The sequence below is a fragment of the uncultured Mucilaginibacter sp. genome (genome assembly GCF_903913935.1).
GTDB lineage: Bacteria > Bacteroidota > Bacteroidia > Sphingobacteriales > Sphingobacteriaceae > Mucilaginibacter.
This window is the reverse complement of sequence record NZ_CAIWNH010000020.1, coordinates 1-17,775: the sequence shown is the minus strand read 5'-3', so window position 1 is coordinate 17,775 and position 17,775 is coordinate 1. Positions and strand designations below refer to the sequence as shown.

Sequence of the window (17,775 nt, the reverse complement as noted above, 5' to 3'; positions counted from 1 at the left end):
TGTTTGATTGATGGAAATATGCTCTGCTTCATTGGTAAAGAGAAATGAAAATATCGATAGGATGTTTATACATTTGGTAAACCCAAAACACCATGAGTTCACGCCGCAATTTTGTTAAAAGCACTGCCGCAGGCTTAGGCCTGCTTACTTTACCTGGTATTTTAAGCGCCGACCCCAAAAATCCATTAGAAAAGAAAAGGATCGTTTGTGTTGGCGGCCATCCTGACGACCCGGAAAGCGGCTGCGGCGGTACATTAGCCAAACTCGCCAATGCCGGGCACGGGGTAACCATCATTTATTTAACAACCGGCGAAGCGGGCATACCCGGCACCAGCCATGATGAGGCCGCCCGCATCCGCAAACAGGAAGCCATTAATGCTTGTAAAATTCTAAATGCTAAACCTGTTTTTGCCGGGCAGATTGATGGCGACACCTTTGTGAGCAACGAAACCCTTAAACATGTGCAGGATTTAATTGCAGCCGAAAATCCCCACCTGGTTTTTACCCATTGGCCAATTGATTCGCATAAGGACCACCAGTGCGCCAGCCTGCTCACCATACAAACATGGGTACGAAGCGAAAATAAATTCCCGTTATATTTTTTTGAGGTTTGCGCAGGCGAACAAACCATGGGTTTTAAACCGACAGATTTTATTGATATTACCGATACACAGGAACAAAAACGCAAATCGGTGTATTGCCATACCAGCCAGGATCCTCCGGGCATTTACGGCTGCGGGCATGCCTCTATGGAAGAATTTCGAGGCCGCGAGTTGGGTGTAAAAGCCGCCGAAGGTTTTGTGCGGATGACTGGAAAAGGCATGGGTGGTTTTTCTGTTTAGGTTGCTTTGTTTTAAAGGTTGTAATAAGTTGTAAGGGCTGTAAAAAATACTAATGTCGTGTCAACCATACATTGACCAACGTCAATCTACAAGTTCATTGAACGCAAAAAAGCACAAAAAGGGTTTACACAGGGTTTACACTTTCAGGTTTTTAATTTTGCAAATATCTAATAATGAGTTATTTACAGGCTTACGCATTAAAACAGGGTTTACACTATTTTGCATAACCTCTCCCGGTATTTTTAAGCTGTTCTAATAAACCCTGAACGTCAATTTTTGACTGACATGACACTAATCCCTTTTTACCATGAACTATGATCCATGAACCATGACCTACCTGACTAACGCAGTAGGCAAGCCGTCAATACTCAGCATATTTTTTTCGGCCTTGTATGATTCAAGCACCTCAGCGCCTTTACTGGCGACCCATTTTGGCATAGTATCCCGTTCGCCCTCGTATTGATAGTATGGCACAACATAACCGCAGGAAGTTTGTACCATATCAATATCGGCCACGATAATTTGCCGGGTCGACATGACGAGGTTAAAGTGCTGAGCCAACGCTTCCCAGTCTTCATCGCCCGGTATCACTGAATAACCTTTACCGTAAAGGCGCAGGATCATCGGCGGACCGTCATAAGCGCAAAACATAAAGGTGATCCGGCCATTCTCAAGGATATGCGCTGACGTTTCGTTCCCGCTCCCGATAATATCCATATAAGCCACCCTGTTTGGTGACAACACCCGGAAACAATCCATTCCCTTTGGCGACAGGTTAACATGCCCATCGGCACTCAAAGGCGCCGAAGCCACAAAAAACATTTTTTGTTTTTCAATAAATGCTTTTTGCTGATCGGGTATTTCGTTATAAAACTTGCCCATAATTTTAATGCTGATCAAATTTAATCCTATTTTTTTATTGCGTGCCGAAACCGGCGCCTTTTTATTGCTTTATATTACAATTTGATCCAGGAATAACAATATGGCGGCTTTGTTTATCATTTGTTAATATGGCGTTAATATAAAGGTGTCTTGCCAAACCTATTTTTGCGGCTTACACTTCCCCCCGATCCATGATGGCAATATATTCCTGTAAACACTTTCTGAACGTTAAAAAAGCAACGACAACAACCCTATTTTTTGCCTTGCTTTTTTGCCTTGCTTTTTTTGTCCCTGCGACTGGTTTGTGCCAGGGTAAAAATGCTTCAACGATAGAGTTGATATTTACTTCCGACGCCCATTTTGGTATCAGCCGCAAAGCTTTCAGGGGCGACAGTAACGTAATTTCGGAAAAAGTAAATAAAGCGATGGTTGCCCAAATGAACAGTTTGCCGGGCTTATCTTTTCCAGCAGACAGCGGGGTAAACGCTGGCAAAAAAATCAGCGGCATTGATTACCTGGTAGAAGGAGGAGATATTGCGAACCGGATGGAAATACCGATCCAGAGTGCCGCGGCATCCTTTGCCCAGTTTAGTGATACCTATTTTAAGGGGATAACCCTAAAGGGCCATGATCAACGATCGACACAGTTTTTGATAGTGCCCGGCAACCACGATATCACCAACGCTATTGGCTTTTATAAACCGATGCAGCCGCTTACCGACCCAAGTTCGATGGTTAATATTTATAACCTGATGCTGAAACCGGTAAAACCAATGACTAACGAGGCGTACAATTACGCTACCGATAAGATCAATTACTCAAGGGATATAAAGGGCATACATTTTATGTTTATCACCCTATGGCCCGATTCAGCCGAAAGGATCTGGATGGAAAAAGACCTTAATAAGGTAGCCCATAATACGCCGGTAATAATTGTTACGCATGACGAACCTGAATGCGAGGCGAAACATTTTACCAACCCTGCCGCGCCGCATGATATGACCAAACAAAACAAGTTTGAAAACCTTGTTACCGAGTACTACAAAGAGGGCAACGCTGCCGTAAAAGGCCAAACCGATTTGGAACAGCGCGGCTGGGTGAAATTCCTTAAAGCGCATCCCAATGTAAAGGCATATTTGCACGGCAATACCAACTTCAACGAGTTTTATACCTACCAGGGTCCTGATAAAGACATCTCGCTCCCGGTATTCAGGGTTGATTCACCAATGAAAGGAGAAATCTCATCAAAAGATGAAACCAAACTGTCTTTTCTACTTATTTCAATTGACCCGGTGGCCTTAAAACTAACCGCAAGAGAATGTTTGTGGGACACCAAACCATCCGACCCTACCGCCAAAGTAGTTTTCGGTGAAAGTAAAACTATATCGCTGCATTAAAATACTTACCCCTGTACTTTATCATTTTACAACAAAGGCTTGCGAGGTTTTCATACCACCGCAAGCCTTTTTTTAACTAATCTCCAGTCTCTAATCACTAATCAACTATTCCACTACCAACGTTTCCATTGAGTGTGCAGGGCTGGTTGTTTTAGCTGCTTTGCCCTTTATCCATAAAAGGTAATCAATATCCTTATCGGTTTTGTTCATTACTACTACGGCTATTTTGCCGTCAGTATTGATATAAGCAGTGCTCAAAAGCATATCGCGGCTGGCAGCGCTAACGATGCGCCTTGCTCCCGGGTGAATAAATTTAGAGAAGTGACCAATGTAATAATAAGCGTTGGTATAGGTAATCTGCCCGGTTTTGGTATCCGCATGTACCGGCGCGAAACAGAAATTACCCACGTGGTTTGGCCCGCCCTTTTCGTCCAGTAATACGTTCCAATCCGTCCAGCCTACGGTGCCGGCATTAAAATCATTGATCATTGAAGTACCGTATTTTTCGCCAAGTGCCCAATCGTTTACTTTGCTCAGGTCAAACTTTTCGGCGCAACCTTCGGTAAATATCAAATGCGTATTGGGGAAGGATTCCGCCACGCGGCGCTCGTTTTCAAAATTCATATTGGCGCCGGTCCATGTTTCATACCAGTGGTAGCCTATACCCCAAACATATTTTGCTGCTTCAGGATCTTCAAGTATAGTGCTGGCCTGCTGGTACATCAGGTCGCGGTTATGGTCCCAGGCAATCAGCTTTTTGTTGGCCATACCTGCCTTATACAAAGTGGGGCCTAAAAAATTCTTGATGAAATCACGTTGATCTTCCGCAGTGTACAGGCATGATTCCCAGCTTTGTGTAGCCATCGGCTCATTTTGCACACTCAATCCCCAAATAGGTATCCCAAGCTTCTCGTAGCTTTTAATAAATTTTACATAAAAGTTTGCCCAGCTCTGGTCAAATTCAGGTTTTAGTTTGCCGCCATGCAAAACATCGTTATTGGTTTTCATCCATCCCGGCGGGCTCCATGGTGATGCAAACAAAGTAAGCTTACCACCTGCCGCTTTTATTACTTCTTTAATAAACGGGATGCGGTATTGCTTATCATGGCTCACATCAAAAGTTTTTAATGCGGCGTCATTCTCTTTCACATAACTATAGGTTCCGCTGGAGAAATCGCAGCTCTGGATATTGGTGCGGCCAAGGGAATAGCCTATACCTTTGGTTTTATCATAGTAAGCCGTAAGTAATTCCTGTTGCTTATCCTTTGGCAGCTTGTAAAAAGTCTCGGCAGATGCATCCGTCAAAGCGCCACCGATGCCCAGCATAGTCTGGAATTTTTTAGATGGGTCAACAAACACCGCCACTTCGGTTTCAACCGGTTGGGGTTTATCAGTAAAATGCAGTGTTTCGGTTTGCGTTAAGCGCTTATCGGAGTTTTCGGCGGTCAGATAAACTTTTACCGTTTTGTTTTTAGCTGAATAGGCGGCTGCCTTTTGCGCATTTCCCGCGTGGGCAACAAACAGAAATAAACCGGCAAAAGCAAGGCTTATCAGGGATGATTCTTTTTTCATAATTTAAGGCGTGAGATATACTATAACGGGTATAGCGGTTTACAAGACTCAAATTTATTCATTTTAGTTGACTTTAGTTTAAAATGTTGTAACAGATTGTAAAGGTTGAAAAAGGGTTACCTTTATTGAATTTTGTATATTAACTACAACCTTTTCAACTCCTTATAACCCTTACAACCCACAACCACTGTAACAAAACCGTACACTTACCGTACGGAATTGTAACAGGGCACAAAGCTTAATTCATATTAAATAACTGTAAATCAATAAATTACAACAACGGCATGAATGTTAATTAACTATTATTTCGATATTGGTTAAAAGCAAAAGGCGAAAGGTAAAAGGCAAAAGGTAAAAGGCAAAAGGTTAAAAGCTGCACGAGCTAACCAGCTAAACACCAATGAAGCAATGAACTATTGAACCAATGAACTAATGAACTAATGAACCAACCATGATAAAGAACTACCAAAAAACTGCCTTTCGTTCCCTGCAAAAAAACAAGGGGTTTACTGCTATCAATGTGCTGGGGCTTGCTTTGGGCCTTGCCACATGTTTGCTCATTGTTTTTTATGTGTTTGATGAATTGAGTTATGATCGTTATAATGTTAATGCCGATCGTATTTACCGCGTAAACGAAGATTTAAAATTGGGCAATAACCGCGTTCAATATGCAGTTTGCATGGCACCGCTTGCACAAACATTAAAAAGTGTTTTTCCGGATGTTGAAAACACCGTCAGGCTTAAAAACATAGGCGGGATGCATGTAAACAAAGGGTCTGAAAGATTTTTAGAATATAGCGCCGTTTTTGCTGACCCTTCGGTTTTTGATGTTTTTACATTGCCCATTATTTATGGCGATAAAAAAACAGCCTTAACCGAACCAAATACGGTAGTAATTACCGAGGCTACCGCAAAAAAATATTTTGGCAGAACGGATGTTGTCGGTGAAAACTTAATCATCGACGGAAATTTGGAAAGGCCTATTAAGGTTACTGCGGTAATTAATAATATTCCCGAGCAATCGCATTTTCATGCGGACTTCCTGGTGTCAATGTCGTCCAACCCTGAGAGCCGGTCAACCGAGTGGTTGCGGAGTGATTTCAACACCTATGTGCTAATGCGAAAAGGCGCTGATTACAAAAAGACGGAGGCTCAATTCCCTAAGCTGCTGCGTAACTATAGCGGAGACCAGATGCAGGCTGAATTGAAGATGAGTTATGATAAATTTGAAAAAAGCGGTAGCTTTTTCAGGTTGAATATGATGCCGCTAACGGATATTCACCTGCACTCCAACCAAACCGGCGAACTGGGGATTAACGGTACCAGGCAGTATGTATATATTTTTTCAGCTATCGGGATCTTTATTCTGCTCATCGCTTGTGTAAATTTCATGAACCTGTCAACAGCGCGTTCATCAAATCGCGGCCGCGAAGTAGGCGTAAGGAAAGTTTTGGGATCGCCGCGTAAATATCTTATCGCACAATTCCTTTCTGAGTCTGTTTTGATTACGCTGGTGGCTGTGTTCATTGCCATCTTGCTCGCGCTGTTTTTACTACCTGCCTTCAATCAACTATCCGGCAAAAACATCGAAGTTAATTCCCATACCCTGATCTGGCTGCTGCCCTCATCATTAGTTGCCGTTCTTTTTATTGGCTTTTTGGCCGGTTTGTATCCTGCATTCTTTTTATCAGCCTTCCAGCCGATCGATGTATTAAAAGGGAAAATATCAAATGGTTTTAAGGGTGGCCTGATGCGCAGTTTCCTGGTAGTTTTTCAGTTTTCCATATCCATTTTCCTGATCATTGGCACGCTTGTAATTTATAATCAGCTGCACTACATCCAAAACCGCGACCTGGGCTATAGCCGCAGCCAGGTACTGGTTATTGACAACGCATTTGAATTGGGCGGTCATGCAAAGGCATTTAAACAGGAAATTAAACAAATAGCAGGTGTTGAAAATGCAACACTTACGGGCTTTTTGCCCACTGCGCCAAACCGCAGCACGGCTATATTTTACAAACAGGCCCAGGCCGACCCAAAACAAGCCATTTTTCCGCAAACCTGGAATGTTGACGAAGATTATATTAATACCCTGGGGATGAAAATGGCAGCCGGGCGTAATTTTTCAAGTCAAATGTCAACCGATTCCAGTTCACTGGTCATTAATGCATCCGCAGCCAAATTCCTTGGTTATGCTGACCCGATAAATAAAATTATCTATAAGTCGTCAGGCGGGGCAAATCCGACTTTTAAGCCCTATACCATCATTGGAGTAGTAAAAGATTTTAATTTCAATTCGTTGCATGATAATATTTCGCCAGTGATTATGCAGTTGGGAGATGACGAAGGCGCTTTAAGCGTGAAGGTGCAAACAGCCAACCTGCCGGCATTACTAAGACAGGTACAAAACGTATGGAAAGCGCTCTCTCCTGCGCATTTCCAATATTCCTTTATGGATCAGGATTTTAATGCACTATACCGTTCAGAACAAAATATTGGGACGGTTTTTATCACGTTTACCATTTTAGCCATTGTTATCGCCTGTTTGGGCCTTTTTGGCCTGGCAGCCTACGCAGCCGAGCAGCGCACTAAGGAGATTGGCATCCGCAAAGTATTGGGTGCCAGCATTGCAAGCATCACAGGTATGCTGTCAAAAGATTTCATCAAACTGGTTTGCATCGCCATACTTATTTCATCGCCATTAGCCTGGTATGCCATGAACAAATGGCTGCAGGGCTTTGCCTACAGGGCTGATTTTAACTGGTGGTTTTTTTTAGCGGCAGGTGGTATAGCCGTATTTATTGCCTTTTTTACCGTAAGCTTTCAGTCCATTAAAGCCGCGTTAATGAACCCGGTAAAGAGCCTTAAGAGTGAGTAGACAGTGGGCAGTGGCAGTGGGCAGAAAGGACTTAAAATAAGCGTAACAAGAGACCGGAGAGGTTAGAGATTAGTAAAAGTCCGAAGAAAAAAATGACTTTATGACCCAATGACGCGAAGCAAATGACTGCAAACAGGCACCAATAACCAAATGAACCAGTGAACTAACTCATGATAAAAAACTATTTCAAAATCGCGTGGCGCAACTTTGTAAAAAACAAGGCACATTCGTTTATCAATATTGTCAGCTTGTCTGCGGGTATAACTGTAGCTATATTAATTGGCCTGTGGATCTGGAATGAACTCTCCTTCGACAAATACCATAAAAACTACGATCACATTGCCAGGGTGATGCAAAACCAAACGCTGAATGGCGAAACTGCAAGCCTTAAAGCGATGCCCGTCCCTGTAGCGGGCCAGCTGCGCCAGCAGTACGGTATCAATTTCAAATATGTGGTATTATCTTCATGGACCAATGCCCATCAGCTTACATTTAAGGACAAAAGCTTATCGGCCCAGGGTAATTACATGGAATCAGCCGCTCCGGATATGCTGACATTAAAAATGTTAAAAGGTACGCGATCTGCCCTAAAAGATCCTTCGGCCATTATTCTTTCTGCGTCGGTTGCCAAAGCCATTTTTGGCAATGCAGACCCCATTAACAAACCCTTGAAATTAGATGATCAAAACCTGAACGTTGCCGGCGTATATGAAGATCTGCCCGAAAATACCACCTTCAATAATATTTTGTTTATTGCCTCATGGGAGGCATATGCCAGTACGGATGAAGTAAAACAAGCAACAGGGGATTGGAACCAAAATTCTTTCCAGATTTTCGCCCAGGTTGGCGGATTAGCTGATATGGCTGCAGTTTCTTCAAAAATCAGGCAGGTAAAATTCAACCATGAAGATCCTGAAGGAAAAAAAGTTAACCCCGAAGTATTTTTATACCCGATGAACCGCTGGCACTTATATGCTGAATTTAAAAACGGGATAAATACCGGTGGGGATATTAAATATGTTTGGCTATTTGCCATAACCGGCATTTTTGTATTAGTGCTCGCCTGCATCAATTTTATGAACCTATGTACCGCCCGCTCCGAAAAACGGGCTAAGGAAGTGGGCATCAGAAAAGCAATGGGTTCCATGCGCGGCCAGCTAATCGCCCAGTTTTTGGGGGAATCATTGTTGATGGCAGTTTTAGCTTTTGGTCTTTCGTTATTTATCACTCAACTTTTAATTCCATTTTTCAATCAATTGGCCGGCAAGCAAATGTCCATATTATGGTCCAAACCAATGTTCTGGATACTGGGAACAGGGTTTACAGTGACCTGCGGCTTATTCGCAGGCAGTTATCCTGCCTTTTATTTATCATCCTTTAAACCGGTTAAAGTATTGAAAGGCACCCTAAAGGCCGGCAAATGGGCCGGTTTGCCGCGCAAGGGCCTTGTAGTTGTTCAATTTACATTCTCCATCACGATGATCATCGGAACGATCATTGTCTTCCGCCAGGTCCAATTTGCGAAAGATCGCCCTGTTGGCTACAGCCGCGACGGGCTTGTTATTGTGCGGCCATATACAGAAGATATTCATCACCACATCCAGGCCTTTAGAAACGACCTGCTTGAAACCGGCTTCATTTCGGAGATCGCCGAATCAGGTAACCAGATCACCAAAGGCAGCCGGACAAGAGGCGGTTTTAAATGGCAGGGAAAGGACCCAAACATGAAGGATGAGTTTGCAACTTTCGCCGTTACGCCGGAATATGGAAAAACCATTGGCTGGCAATTCAGGGACGGAAATGATTTTTCGAATGCCGGAACATCAAGTTTAAACGAAATCGTTTTAAATGAAACGGCCGTAAAATATATGGGGCTGCATCATCCCGTAGGTCAGATGATCAGGTGGGACGATAAACAATATACCATTAAGGGCATTGCTAAAGACATTGTGGTTGAGTCGCCTTATGAACCCATTAAGCCAACCGTTTTTTACACTACTACGCAAGCCGGCCCGTTAAACATCCGCATCAATCCAAAAGTGGGTGCAGCCAAAGCAATAAGCGCCATCGAAACTATTTACAAAAAGTACGCACCCGGCCAACCCTTTGATTACCTGTTTGCAGACGAGGCTTATGCTAAAAAATTCAACAACGAGGAACGCATAGGTAAGCTGGCCAGTTCATTTGCCATACTTGCCATTTTTATCAGTTGCCTGGGCTTGTTTGGTATGGCCAGCTTTATGGCCGAACAGCGCACCAAAGAAATTGGCGTGCGAAAAGTATTGGGTGCATCAGTATTTAACCTGTGGCAACTGCTATCCAAAGATTTTGTGTTACTGATCGTCATTTCATTACTTATTGCTACGCCGGTATCCTACTATTTTATGCAGAGCTGGCTGCGAAATTACACCTACCGCTCAGGCCTGGCCTGGTGGATATTTGCTGTAACCGGCGCAGGGGCAGTACTGATCACATTACTAACGGTTAGCTATCAAAGTATAAAAGCGGCAATGGCAAACCCTGTTAAAAGTTTGAAAACGGAATAATTTAAAAATTTGACGAGTTGAAAATTTGAAAATGAATGTATAGCATAAGTTTTTTATGATTTTTGCCTTATCATTTTCAAATCATCAAATTAACTAATCTTCAAATTAAACTATGTGGACCTGCCCCTTATGTAACCAGCAATTTGTAAACACCAACCAGGTGCACTCCTGCCGGGATAAGGTGTTGGCCGATTTTTTAAATGGCAAAAGTCAGCACACACTGGATTTATTTGATCATTTTATAAACGAGTACAGGCAAATCGGTGAAATAAAACTTCATCCTACAAAATCAATGATCTCTATAGGTGCCCGAACCCGATTTGCCTACGTCATTCAGTTGGGCAAAAATTTTATTGACGTGGTGTTTCCTTTCAAACAGGCATATTCAGATAACCTTTGCTTTAATAAGATAAAACCTGTATTGGGCAGCGACGACTATAACCACCATTTACGGATTTATTTTAAGGAAGATATTAATGATGAAGTAAGGGTGTATATGAAGATGGCTTACGATAAAGAGAACTGAAAGTTCATTACGCGGCACTTCATTATTTTTGATAATTCTTCAATAAATCCTCAACCAAAACACCATTGACAGTCATCCCCTTAATATTACAATTATCAATGCTGACATCCCCCAGGTTACAGTTAATGATCGTACTGCCGTTCAAATCGCAATCCTCAAATTTAAGGGGCCTTTGCCTGGCTGCCGGATCATAAAACGGATGACCCGCGGGTGGCATGCCGATGTTATGAATATAGGCGCCGCCGAGTTGCGCGCCTTCAATTTCCAAATCACTCAGGTTTGCATCTGTAATTCTTAAATTTTTCGCACTCACATCTTCAAAGGTTGAATGATCGATCATCGCACGCTTTACGCTGATCACTTTTATAGCCTCAGTAATCGTAACAACATCATTATTATTTTCCATTTTGTATAGTTTTATTGTCAAAACTAATCATCATTATTGTCGGCACCAAGCATTAAAGTGCCAAAATAAAGGTGATTTTATGCCAACATTTTGTAATCAGCTGCATTTATGTTAAATTCCGCTCCCAGTAAATCATTAGTTTGAAATGGATACCTTTAACCAATAAAATAAGACATTTAACAGAATGGAGTTTCTTCCCTATATCGCTGCATTTTTACTGGTAAAGCGTTTACAAAAATTTTTGGCATTTTCGCCTTTGAGGGCTAAATGGATGTCGCAACTCACCCTGGCGTCATGGGTAGTTGTAGGGATTTGTATCCCTGCTGTATTTTATTTGCACAGTGGCTGGCCATCCATTTTGGGTGGCGCATTGCTTTTAGGAGCTATATGGTTTGCCGATAACGAAGCCGATTTTCAGCCATTCAACTCGTTTATAAAGGCGCACCTGCCTTTAGGCGTGGCCAGTATCTTAGCCGGGCTAACAGAGGTAGTCGCCCCTAAATTTTACGACAAATACGACAACTTTTTTGAATTCGCCATCATTGCCGGTTTCGTATGGATTTTTGCCCGTTGGGCAACCTCTAAAAAGCAGCGGGAAGAACTTAATCTTGCCAACCAGCAAAACATAATGCTGGATAAACTGGTGGCTGAACGTACGGCCGAGCTTACCCAGCAAAAAAACGAATTGCAGCAAACATTAAATCTGCTGCAAACCACGCAGCAACAACTCATCCAGTCAGAAAAGCTCGCTTCCTTAGGCGAACTCACGGCAGGTATCGCACACGAAATTCAAAACCCATTAAACTTTGTAAACAACTTCTCGGAAGTGAGTATAGAACTGTTAAATGAGATGGAGCTGGAACTGGCCAAGGGCGACAAAGAGGAAGCGATAGCCATAGCCGCTGATATTAAGCAGAACCTGGAAAAGATCATCCACCATGGTAAACGGGCCGATGGCATTGTAAAAGGCATGCTGCAGCATAGCCGCGCCAGCAGCAATACCAAGGAGCCAACCGATATCAATAAAGTTGCCGACGAGTACCTGCGGCTGGCTTATCATGGGTTAAGGGCAAAGGACAAATCCTTTAATGCCGAAATGATAACTCATTTGGATGAAGCGTTACCATTGGCAAATATTGTACCGCAGGATATTGGCCGGGTGTTGCTTAATTTATTTACCAATGCTTTTTATGCCGTGCAGGAAAAGCAAAAAAATGCCGGCGCAGATTACAAACCAACCATCACGCTAAGTACAAAATCAATTACGGCACCGGGCGCCAAGGGCAGCCAAAGCATTGAAATTGCTGTGCAGGATAACGGCACAGGTATACCCGATAGCGTAAAAGAAAAAATAATGCAGCCATTTTTTACGACGAAACCTACCGGGCAGGGTACCGGCCTGGGCCTGTCATTAAGCCATGATATAGTTGTAAAAGGCCATGGCGGCACTATTAATATTGATACAAAAGAAGGCGAATTCACCAAGTTTACAGTTACCATACCCGTTTAATTTAAGCTCATACGATAATGCATACAAAAATTTTAGTTGTTGATGACGAGGCTGATGTACAGCCATTATTTATCCAACGTTTCCGCAAGGAAATAAAAAACGGTGAATTAGATTTTGCCTTTGCCTTGTCGGGCGAAGAAGCGCTTGGCTACCTGGACGAGCACCACTCTGAGGTGATTTTAATTTTGTCGGATATCAACATGCCGGGGATGACGGGCATTGAACTATTGTCGCGCATCAGGCGTACGAAAAACCACCGCCGGTGGTAATGATGATCACGGCTTACGGTGATGACGAGAACCGCCACCAGGCGATGGAAAGGGGCGCTAATGAGTTCTTAACAAAACCGCTTGATTTTACCCTTTTAAAGGAAAAATTAAACACATTTATTCACGATTAATTATGGCCAAGATTTTAGTAGTTGACGACGAGGCAGACCTGGAGTTGCTGATCAAACAAAAATTTCGCCGAAAGATCAGGGAGAATGTTTATGAGTTTGTGTTTGCTCAAAACGGCGAAGAGGCCCTGCAGCGTATTGCCGAGCACCCCGACCTGGATATTATTTTAAGTGACATCAATATGCCGGTAATGGATGGGCTGGTGCTTTTAAGTAAGCTGCCTGATGCCAACCCTATCGTAAGGGCGGTAATGGTTTCGGCTTATGGCGATATGCATAATATCCGCATGGCGACGAACGGCGGCGCATTTGACTTTGTTTGCAAGCCGGTTGATTTTGAGGACCTGGACCTTACGATGGAAAAAACCGTAAACCACGTTGCACAGGTACGTGATACCATTAAAGCCATCAAGGAAAACAATATCCTGAAAATGTATGTGGATGAGAACGTGCTCAATTTTATGACGCACAGGGAGTTTGAGAATAACCTGGCGGCGAATGAGGTACTGGAAGCAACGGTAATGTTTGTTGATATTTGCGGCTTTACGGCCATTACTGAAAATGTACCGGCGAATACAGTCGTTAACATCATTAACAGCCTTTTTGATAAGATCGTGAAAGAGATCCTGGCACAAAAAGGGCATGTTGACAAATTTATGGGAGATGCTGTAATGGCCGTTTTCAGGGGCAACTACCACCTGGACAGGGCGATTGACGCGGCGCTCTCCATCAAGGAACAACTTAAATCGGTTGAGGAGATCATCAGCGGTGATAAGGTCTTCCGCCCGCAGGTTTCTATCGGCATCAACTCTGGCGAAATGGTATCCGGTAATATCGGCGCCACATCATTAAAACGGCTTGATTATACGGTGATTGGCGATGCGGTTAACCTGGCGCAAAGACTACAGTCAACAGCAAAAGCTAACCAGGTGATCATCAGCGAAGAAGTATACGAAAAAGCAAAAGAATCCTTTAAATGCCAAAAAATAGGCGAAGTAACGTTGAAAAACAAAGCGAAACCTGTGGTTATTTACGAGGTTTTGGAATAGTTCATGGTTGATAGTTCATGGTTCATGGTCGAAAAAGACTTGCAGCTATTAGGGAACTATGAACCATCAACTATGACCTTCTCTAATGTCTTGCCCGCTTTTTTAGCACGCCGCCTGCAGCCTCTTTTATCGTGCTGGTGAACATAAAAGCATTAGGGTCTACACTATATACCAAGTTTCTTAAGCGCCGAACTTCAAGGCGGGTTACTACCGTAAAAATGATATCGACAGGGTGGTGTACATCAAAACTTTCCTTCAGGTAGCCGCGTTCTCCTTTATAAATAGTGATGCCCCGCCCCATTTCAAGTACCAGCTTTTCTTTAATTTCTTCACTTTTGCCGGAAATAATGGTAAAGCCGGTATATTCCTCGAGTCCCTCAATAACAAAATTGATGGTATGCGAAGCAGCATAATAGGTCATTACGGAATATAGTGCAGTGGGCAAGCCAAGTTTAAAAGCTGCAACTGAAAAAATGAGCACATTAATTCCTAATATGATCTCGCTTACGGTAAAGCTACTTCTTTTTAGCGTATAAAGGGCCAGCACTTCAATGCCGTCAAGCGCACAGCCACCGCGAATGGCCAGGCCGATGCCGGTGCCCATAAAAACGCCGCCAAAAATACATACCAGCAATTTATCGTGGGTTATATCCTGCGGATAGGGTATAAACTGCAGGCAAACGCCAACGCCAATAATTGCCGCCAGTGTTTTCCAGGCAAACCTGCTGTTTACCTGGAATATACCCATAATGATAAAGGGGATGTTAGCCGGAATAATTACATAAGCGATATTGATGTGATACAGCTCAGAAATAAGCAGCGAAATACCTGTAACTCCGCCGTCGAAAAAACTGTTGGGTACCAAAAAACTTTTTAAGGCAAAACCGCAAATTAAAATTCCGGCGGTGATGTACCCTATATCTTTTAATACCGCTATTGCAGGCTGATCACTGGTTTTCATTAAAAATCTGGTTTGTGATTTTTGATTTTATCAATTCAATATAACGTTCTTTCAAAGGCTGCCTTAATTTTACCTGGCTTGCAGTAAAATATTGGTGCGCCCCCATAAAATCTGCCTGCTCCCTGTTCCACTCCTCTTCATCCTTAACAAGGGCCTCGTTTTTCAATTCGTTAAACAGCCTGGCGCTCAACATAAAAAAATCATCCCTGCCAAGGTAATCCAGGTCGGCATCACATAATATTTCGCCCCATTTATCCAATGGCGATTGCGGTATCCGGGTAGCCATTATCATGCTGCAAACCTGCTCAATTTCAGCCGGTGTGTACCCATATGATGGCAAATAATATTGTGCAATATTACATGATTCGGCTTCATGCCCATCACGTTTTTTAAAAAAACCTGTATCATGAAATAATGCCGCTGTTAATAGCAATTCTTTTTCATCTACTGGGGTAGATTCTTCGACAGCAATTCTTTCAGCGGCCTGCAAAACGTCAACGGTATGATGAAGGTTATGATAGTTTAAACGCGCGGGTAACTCTTTTTCCAATTTACCCAAAATAAGTTTTTTTATCTGCTGAAACTGCCTCAAATGATAACGATTGAGTCGCTAATATATCAAATGTTTTGTTTACACCGTTCAGTTTTCAAATAAAGGTTTGCTTCACCACTTTATTTTTCAGTTTCGCCCTTTTTAACTAAACCCTCCAACGGTTATTCAGTCAAATTTGTGTTATTAATCAACAGGTAACAAAGTTTGATAAATTAAAAATTAAGGCCATGAAAAAATTAGATTTAGTTTTAGCGTATTCGTTTATGATAGGGGCAACCGGATGTTTAATTGCTATGTGTATTGTGCTCACCGGCTTACACTAATCCATACATCATTAATATATGGTGGCGACGAAACGATCCGGAATCAGCCCAGTTTAACGCCGCATAAACCTTCGTATATCTCAGCCGACAGTAAACCGCTGCCCCCGCCATAATGCTGAAGGATTATAATACCGGGCTTGTGGGCTTTGAAAACATTGCAAAGTCTTTCCTCGCTTTGTTTTTCGATGCCTCCACCTAAAAGAACAAGGTCAAAGGCTTGTGAGGTAAAGGCAGCCATTGCTTCCTCATCGGTGATCACACCGGTACAATGCCAATCCGGGTTATTATTTACAAGCCGTACTACCGTTTGAAGTATTTCGGGGTGCCGGCCAATTGTTAATATCTGTATTTTATTCATATCCTTTTGGGGGTAAAAGGTTAAAGGCGAAAGGTCAAAGGCATTTTAAAAATTAAGATAGCCCCTTTTGCGGGAAATATCACCTTTCGCCTTTAACCTTTCAGCTTTCACCCTATGTTAAAACTCCATTGGCACTTCCATCAGCAAAAACTCCGCATCGGTTTCAGCAGTAATGCTAAAGCTATCGGTTTCCCAGATACCATAGCCATCACGGGTGTGCAATTGCTGGTCGTTTATTTTAACATCACCGTTAAGTACAAAAACATAAACACCATTACCTTTTAATTTAAGCTGATAATCCTCGTTTACGCCTTTGTCAAATTTACCAAGGTGGAACCAGGCATCCTGGTGAATCCATACACCTTCATCGCCCGCATTTGGCGATAATATTTGTTGTAATTTATTATGCCTGTCGTCAGCATTTAACGTGATCTGGTCGTACCGTGGTTCAACGTTCTTTTTATTCGGAAATACCCAGATCTGCAGAAACTTCACCCGGTGCTCCCTGTCCTTATTGTATTCGCTGTGATAAATGCCGGTGCCCGCGCTCATTACCTGTATATCGCCGTTTTTTATAACCGCTACATTGTTCATGCTGTCTTTGTGTTCCAGGTCGCCTTCCAGGGGGATAGAAATAATTTCCATGTTGTCATGCGGATGCGTACCGAAACCTTTGCCGGCATCAACGGTATCATCGTTCAACACCCTTAACGCCCCAAAATGCATCCTTTCGGGATTGTAATAACTTGCAAAGCTAAAACTATGGTAACTGTTCAGCCAGCCGTGGTTAGCGTGCCCGCGGGTTTCGGCTTTATGTAATATTGTTTGTGCCATTTTAATTTTCTCCAGTTAATTTATATCACAAATGTACACATGATTGATTTCGGGAAAGATGATGTAGGTTAAGAAAAGCGAGAGTTCATAGTTGATGGTTCATTGCAGATAGTCTCTAACATCAACGTTATGAACTTTTTTACTTTGAACCATCAACTATGAACCATGAACTAAAAAATCAACCCCTCCTCAAAACCCCGCTCCGCATCCTGCTGAAAAATTCCGGGGTTACTCCTATATAGCTGGCGATCTGTTTGTGCGGCAAGTGGTCAATAAGGGTTGGATAGCGTTTGCAGAAGATGCCGTACCTTTCTCCGGCAGAAAGGCTAAGGTTATCAATAATCCGCTGCTGGTTGGCTACCAGTGAGTTTTCGGTGAGTATGCGAAAGAAACGCTCGAATTTGGGGACCGCAACATAGAGTTTTTCCTGGTTGGCTTTTGAGAGTGTGATGGTTTCGGTATCCTCCAGCGCTTCAATATTCAGGATCCCGGGCTTTTGCGATATCAGGCTGTACATATCCCCCATCCACCAATCCGGCGGAGCAAAGCTCAATACATGCTCAATTCCATTTTTATCAACGGTATACCCCCGCAGGCAGCCGGAGGTTACAAATGCTGAATATTTGCACACTTCTCCTTCGTGCAATAAAAATTGTTTCCGTTTAAAACCTTTTGGCTGAAGGTAATCAATGAATATGGATTGCTCTTCTTCTGTCAAATGGATATATTTCGAAATATTAT

The 17,775-nt window shown here is 42.8% G+C and carries 17 protein-coding genes; 9 read left to right on the top strand and 8 right to left on the bottom strand.

Annotated elements, in window-relative coordinates; translation table 11 throughout:
* The first annotated feature begins 92 nt into the window (after positions 1–92).
* Positions 93–842 carry a PIG-L deacetylase family protein gene (locus tag QZY09_RS00835; protein ID WP_295666882.1) on the top strand — a complete coding sequence of 250 codons (750 nt, stop codon included), beginning with the start codon at positions 93–95 and terminating at the stop codon, positions 840–842.
* 333 nt (positions 843–1,175) lie between these two features.
* Here the strand turns inward: QZY09_RS00835 and QZY09_RS00830 are convergent, their stop codons facing one another.
* Positions 1,176–1,724 carry a pyridoxamine 5'-phosphate oxidase family protein gene (locus QZY09_RS00830; protein WP_295666880.1) on the bottom strand — a complete coding sequence of 183 codons (549 nt, stop codon included), beginning with the start codon at positions 1,722–1,724 and terminating at the stop codon, positions 1,176–1,178.
* Between the two features lie 191 nt (positions 1,725–1,915).
* Here QZY09_RS00830 and QZY09_RS00825 point away from each other — a divergent pair, with 191 nt between their 5' ends.
* A complete protein-coding gene (locus tag QZY09_RS00825; RefSeq protein ID WP_295666877.1) occupies positions 1,916–3,121 on the top strand; it encodes a metallophosphoesterase in 1,206 nt (401 codons plus the stop codon).
* A gap of 105 nt (positions 3,122–3,226) precedes the next feature.
* Here the strand turns inward: QZY09_RS00825 and QZY09_RS00820 are convergent, their stop codons facing one another.
* Positions 3,227–4,693 (bottom strand): glycoside hydrolase family 30 protein, encoded by a 1,467-nt coding sequence (locus QZY09_RS00820; RefSeq protein WP_295666874.1) that lies wholly within the window; start codon positions 4,691–4,693, stop codon positions 3,227–3,229.
* Positions 4,694–5,144: 451 nt separating this feature from the next.
* Between QZY09_RS00820 and QZY09_RS00815 the strand changes: the two genes are divergently transcribed.
* The 3 genes from QZY09_RS00815 to QZY09_RS00805 all read left to right on the top strand — a co-directional run bounded on the left by QZY09_RS00815 (position 5,145) and on the right by QZY09_RS00805 (position 10,643).
* Complete coding sequence (locus QZY09_RS00815) at positions 5,145–7,571, top strand: ABC transporter permease (RefSeq protein ID WP_295666871.1); 2,427 nt, start codon at positions 5,145–5,147, stop codon at positions 7,569–7,571.
* Between the two features lie 170 nt (positions 7,572–7,741).
* The gene (locus QZY09_RS00810; RefSeq protein ID WP_295666868.1) at positions 7,742–10,117 is read left to right on the top strand and encodes an ABC transporter permease; all 2,376 of its coding nucleotides are present in this window, start codon (positions 7,742–7,744) and stop codon (positions 10,115–10,117) included.
* 112 nt (positions 10,118–10,229) lie between these two features.
* The gene (locus QZY09_RS00805) at positions 10,230–10,643 is read left to right on the top strand and encodes a DUF5655 domain-containing protein (protein WP_295666866.1); all 414 of its coding nucleotides are present in this window, start codon (positions 10,230–10,232) and stop codon (positions 10,641–10,643) included.
* 22 nt (positions 10,644–10,665) lie between these two features.
* Here QZY09_RS00805 and QZY09_RS00800 read toward each other — a convergent pair whose 3' ends face one another.
* Positions 10,666–11,049 carry a pentapeptide repeat-containing protein gene (locus QZY09_RS00800; RefSeq protein ID WP_295666862.1) on the bottom strand — a complete coding sequence of 128 codons (384 nt, stop codon included), beginning with the start codon at positions 11,047–11,049 and terminating at the stop codon, positions 10,666–10,668.
* 184 nt (positions 11,050–11,233) lie between these two features.
* Here QZY09_RS00800 and QZY09_RS00795 point away from each other — a divergent pair, with 184 nt between their 5' ends.
* Genes QZY09_RS00795 through QZY09_RS00780 form a run of 4 tightly spaced genes read left to right on the top strand, consistent with a single transcriptional unit; the run spans position 11,234 to position 14,005 of the window.
* Positions 11,234–12,559 carry an ATP-binding protein gene (locus tag QZY09_RS00795; protein WP_295666859.1) on the top strand — a complete coding sequence of 442 codons (1,326 nt, stop codon included), beginning with the start codon at positions 11,234–11,236 and terminating at the stop codon, positions 12,557–12,559.
* Between the two features lie 17 nt (positions 12,560–12,576).
* A complete protein-coding gene (locus tag QZY09_RS00790) occupies positions 12,577–12,828 on the top strand; it encodes a response regulator (protein ID WP_295666855.1) in 252 nt (83 codons plus the stop codon).
* Complete coding sequence (locus tag QZY09_RS00785; RefSeq protein WP_295666852.1) at positions 12,828–12,959, top strand: hypothetical protein; 132 nt, start codon at positions 12,828–12,830, stop codon at positions 12,957–12,959. Before QZY09_RS00790 ends, QZY09_RS00785 begins: the two co-directional genes overlap by 1 nt.
* Positions 12,960–12,961: 2 nt before the next feature.
* Positions 12,962–14,005 carry an adenylate/guanylate cyclase domain-containing response regulator gene (locus QZY09_RS00780; protein ID WP_295666849.1) on the top strand — a complete coding sequence of 348 codons (1,044 nt, stop codon included), beginning with the start codon at positions 12,962–12,964 and terminating at the stop codon, positions 14,003–14,005.
* Between the two features lie 82 nt (positions 14,006–14,087).
* Here QZY09_RS00780 and QZY09_RS00775 read toward each other — a convergent pair whose 3' ends face one another.
* The 5 genes from QZY09_RS00775 to QZY09_RS00755 form a co-directional block, all read right to left on the bottom strand.
* On the bottom strand, positions 14,088–14,966 hold the full coding sequence (locus tag QZY09_RS00775) for a YitT family protein (RefSeq protein WP_295666846.1): 879 nt from the start codon (positions 14,964–14,966) through the stop codon (positions 14,088–14,090).
* On the bottom strand, positions 14,953–15,525 hold the full coding sequence (locus QZY09_RS00770) for an HD domain-containing protein (protein WP_295666843.1): 573 nt from the start codon (positions 15,523–15,525) through the stop codon (positions 14,953–14,955). Before QZY09_RS00770 ends, QZY09_RS00775 begins: the two co-directional genes overlap by 14 nt.
* Positions 15,526–15,885: 360 nt before the next feature.
* Positions 15,886–16,200, bottom strand: a complete 315-nt coding sequence (locus QZY09_RS00765; protein ID WP_295666840.1) for a hypothetical protein — start codon at positions 16,198–16,200, stop codon at positions 15,886–15,888.
* 117 nt (positions 16,201–16,317) lie between these two features.
* Positions 16,318–17,034 (bottom strand): pirin family protein, encoded by a 717-nt coding sequence (locus QZY09_RS00760; RefSeq protein WP_295666837.1) that lies wholly within the window; start codon positions 17,032–17,034, stop codon positions 16,318–16,320.
* Positions 17,035–17,212: 178 nt separating this feature from the next.
* A partial coding sequence (locus tag QZY09_RS00755; protein ID WP_295666834.1) for a Crp/Fnr family transcriptional regulator occupies positions 17,213–17,775 on the bottom strand: 563 nt, incomplete at its 5' end.

Bases quoted from the DNA above. Each gene is read 5' to 3' on its own strand.
- QZY09_RS00835 (WP_295666882.1), top strand. From the start codon at position 93: ATGAGTTCACGCCGCAATTTTGTTAAAAGCACTGCCGCAGGCTTAGGC.
- QZY09_RS00830 (WP_295666880.1), bottom strand. From the start codon at position 1,724: ATGGGCAAGTTTTATAACGAAATACCCGATCAGCAAAAAGCATTTATT.
- QZY09_RS00825 (WP_295666877.1), top strand. From the start codon at position 1,916: ATGATGGCAATATATTCCTGTAAACACTTTCTGAACGTTAAAAAAGCA.
- QZY09_RS00820 (WP_295666874.1), bottom strand. From the start codon at position 4,693: ATGAAAAAAGAATCATCCCTGATAAGCCTTGCTTTTGCCGGTTTATTT.
- QZY09_RS00815 (WP_295666871.1), top strand. From the start codon at position 5,145: ATGATAAAGAACTACCAAAAAACTGCCTTTCGTTCCCTGCAAAAAAAC.
- QZY09_RS00810 (WP_295666868.1), top strand. From the start codon at position 7,742: ATGATAAAAAACTATTTCAAAATCGCGTGGCGCAACTTTGTAAAAAAC.
- QZY09_RS00805 (WP_295666866.1), top strand. From the start codon at position 10,230: ATGTGGACCTGCCCCTTATGTAACCAGCAATTTGTAAACACCAACCAG.
- QZY09_RS00800 (WP_295666862.1), bottom strand. From the start codon at position 11,049: ATGGAAAATAATAATGATGTTGTTACGATTACTGAGGCTATAAAAGTG.
- QZY09_RS00795 (WP_295666859.1), top strand. From the start codon at position 11,234: ATGGAGTTTCTTCCCTATATCGCTGCATTTTTACTGGTAAAGCGTTTA.
- QZY09_RS00790 (WP_295666855.1), top strand. From the start codon at position 12,577: ATGCATACAAAAATTTTAGTTGTTGATGACGAGGCTGATGTACAGCCA.
- QZY09_RS00785 (WP_295666852.1), top strand. From the start codon at position 12,828: ATGATGATCACGGCTTACGGTGATGACGAGAACCGCCACCAGGCGATG.
- QZY09_RS00780 (WP_295666849.1), top strand. From the start codon at position 12,962: ATGGCCAAGATTTTAGTAGTTGACGACGAGGCAGACCTGGAGTTGCTG.
- QZY09_RS00775 (WP_295666846.1), bottom strand. From the start codon at position 14,966: ATGAAAACCAGTGATCAGCCTGCAATAGCGGTATTAAAAGATATAGGG.
- QZY09_RS00765 (WP_295666840.1), bottom strand. From the start codon at position 16,200: ATGAATAAAATACAGATATTAACAATTGGCCGGCACCCCGAAATACTT.
- QZY09_RS00760 (WP_295666837.1), bottom strand. From the start codon at position 17,034: ATGGCACAAACAATATTACATAAAGCCGAAACCCGCGGGCACGCTAAC.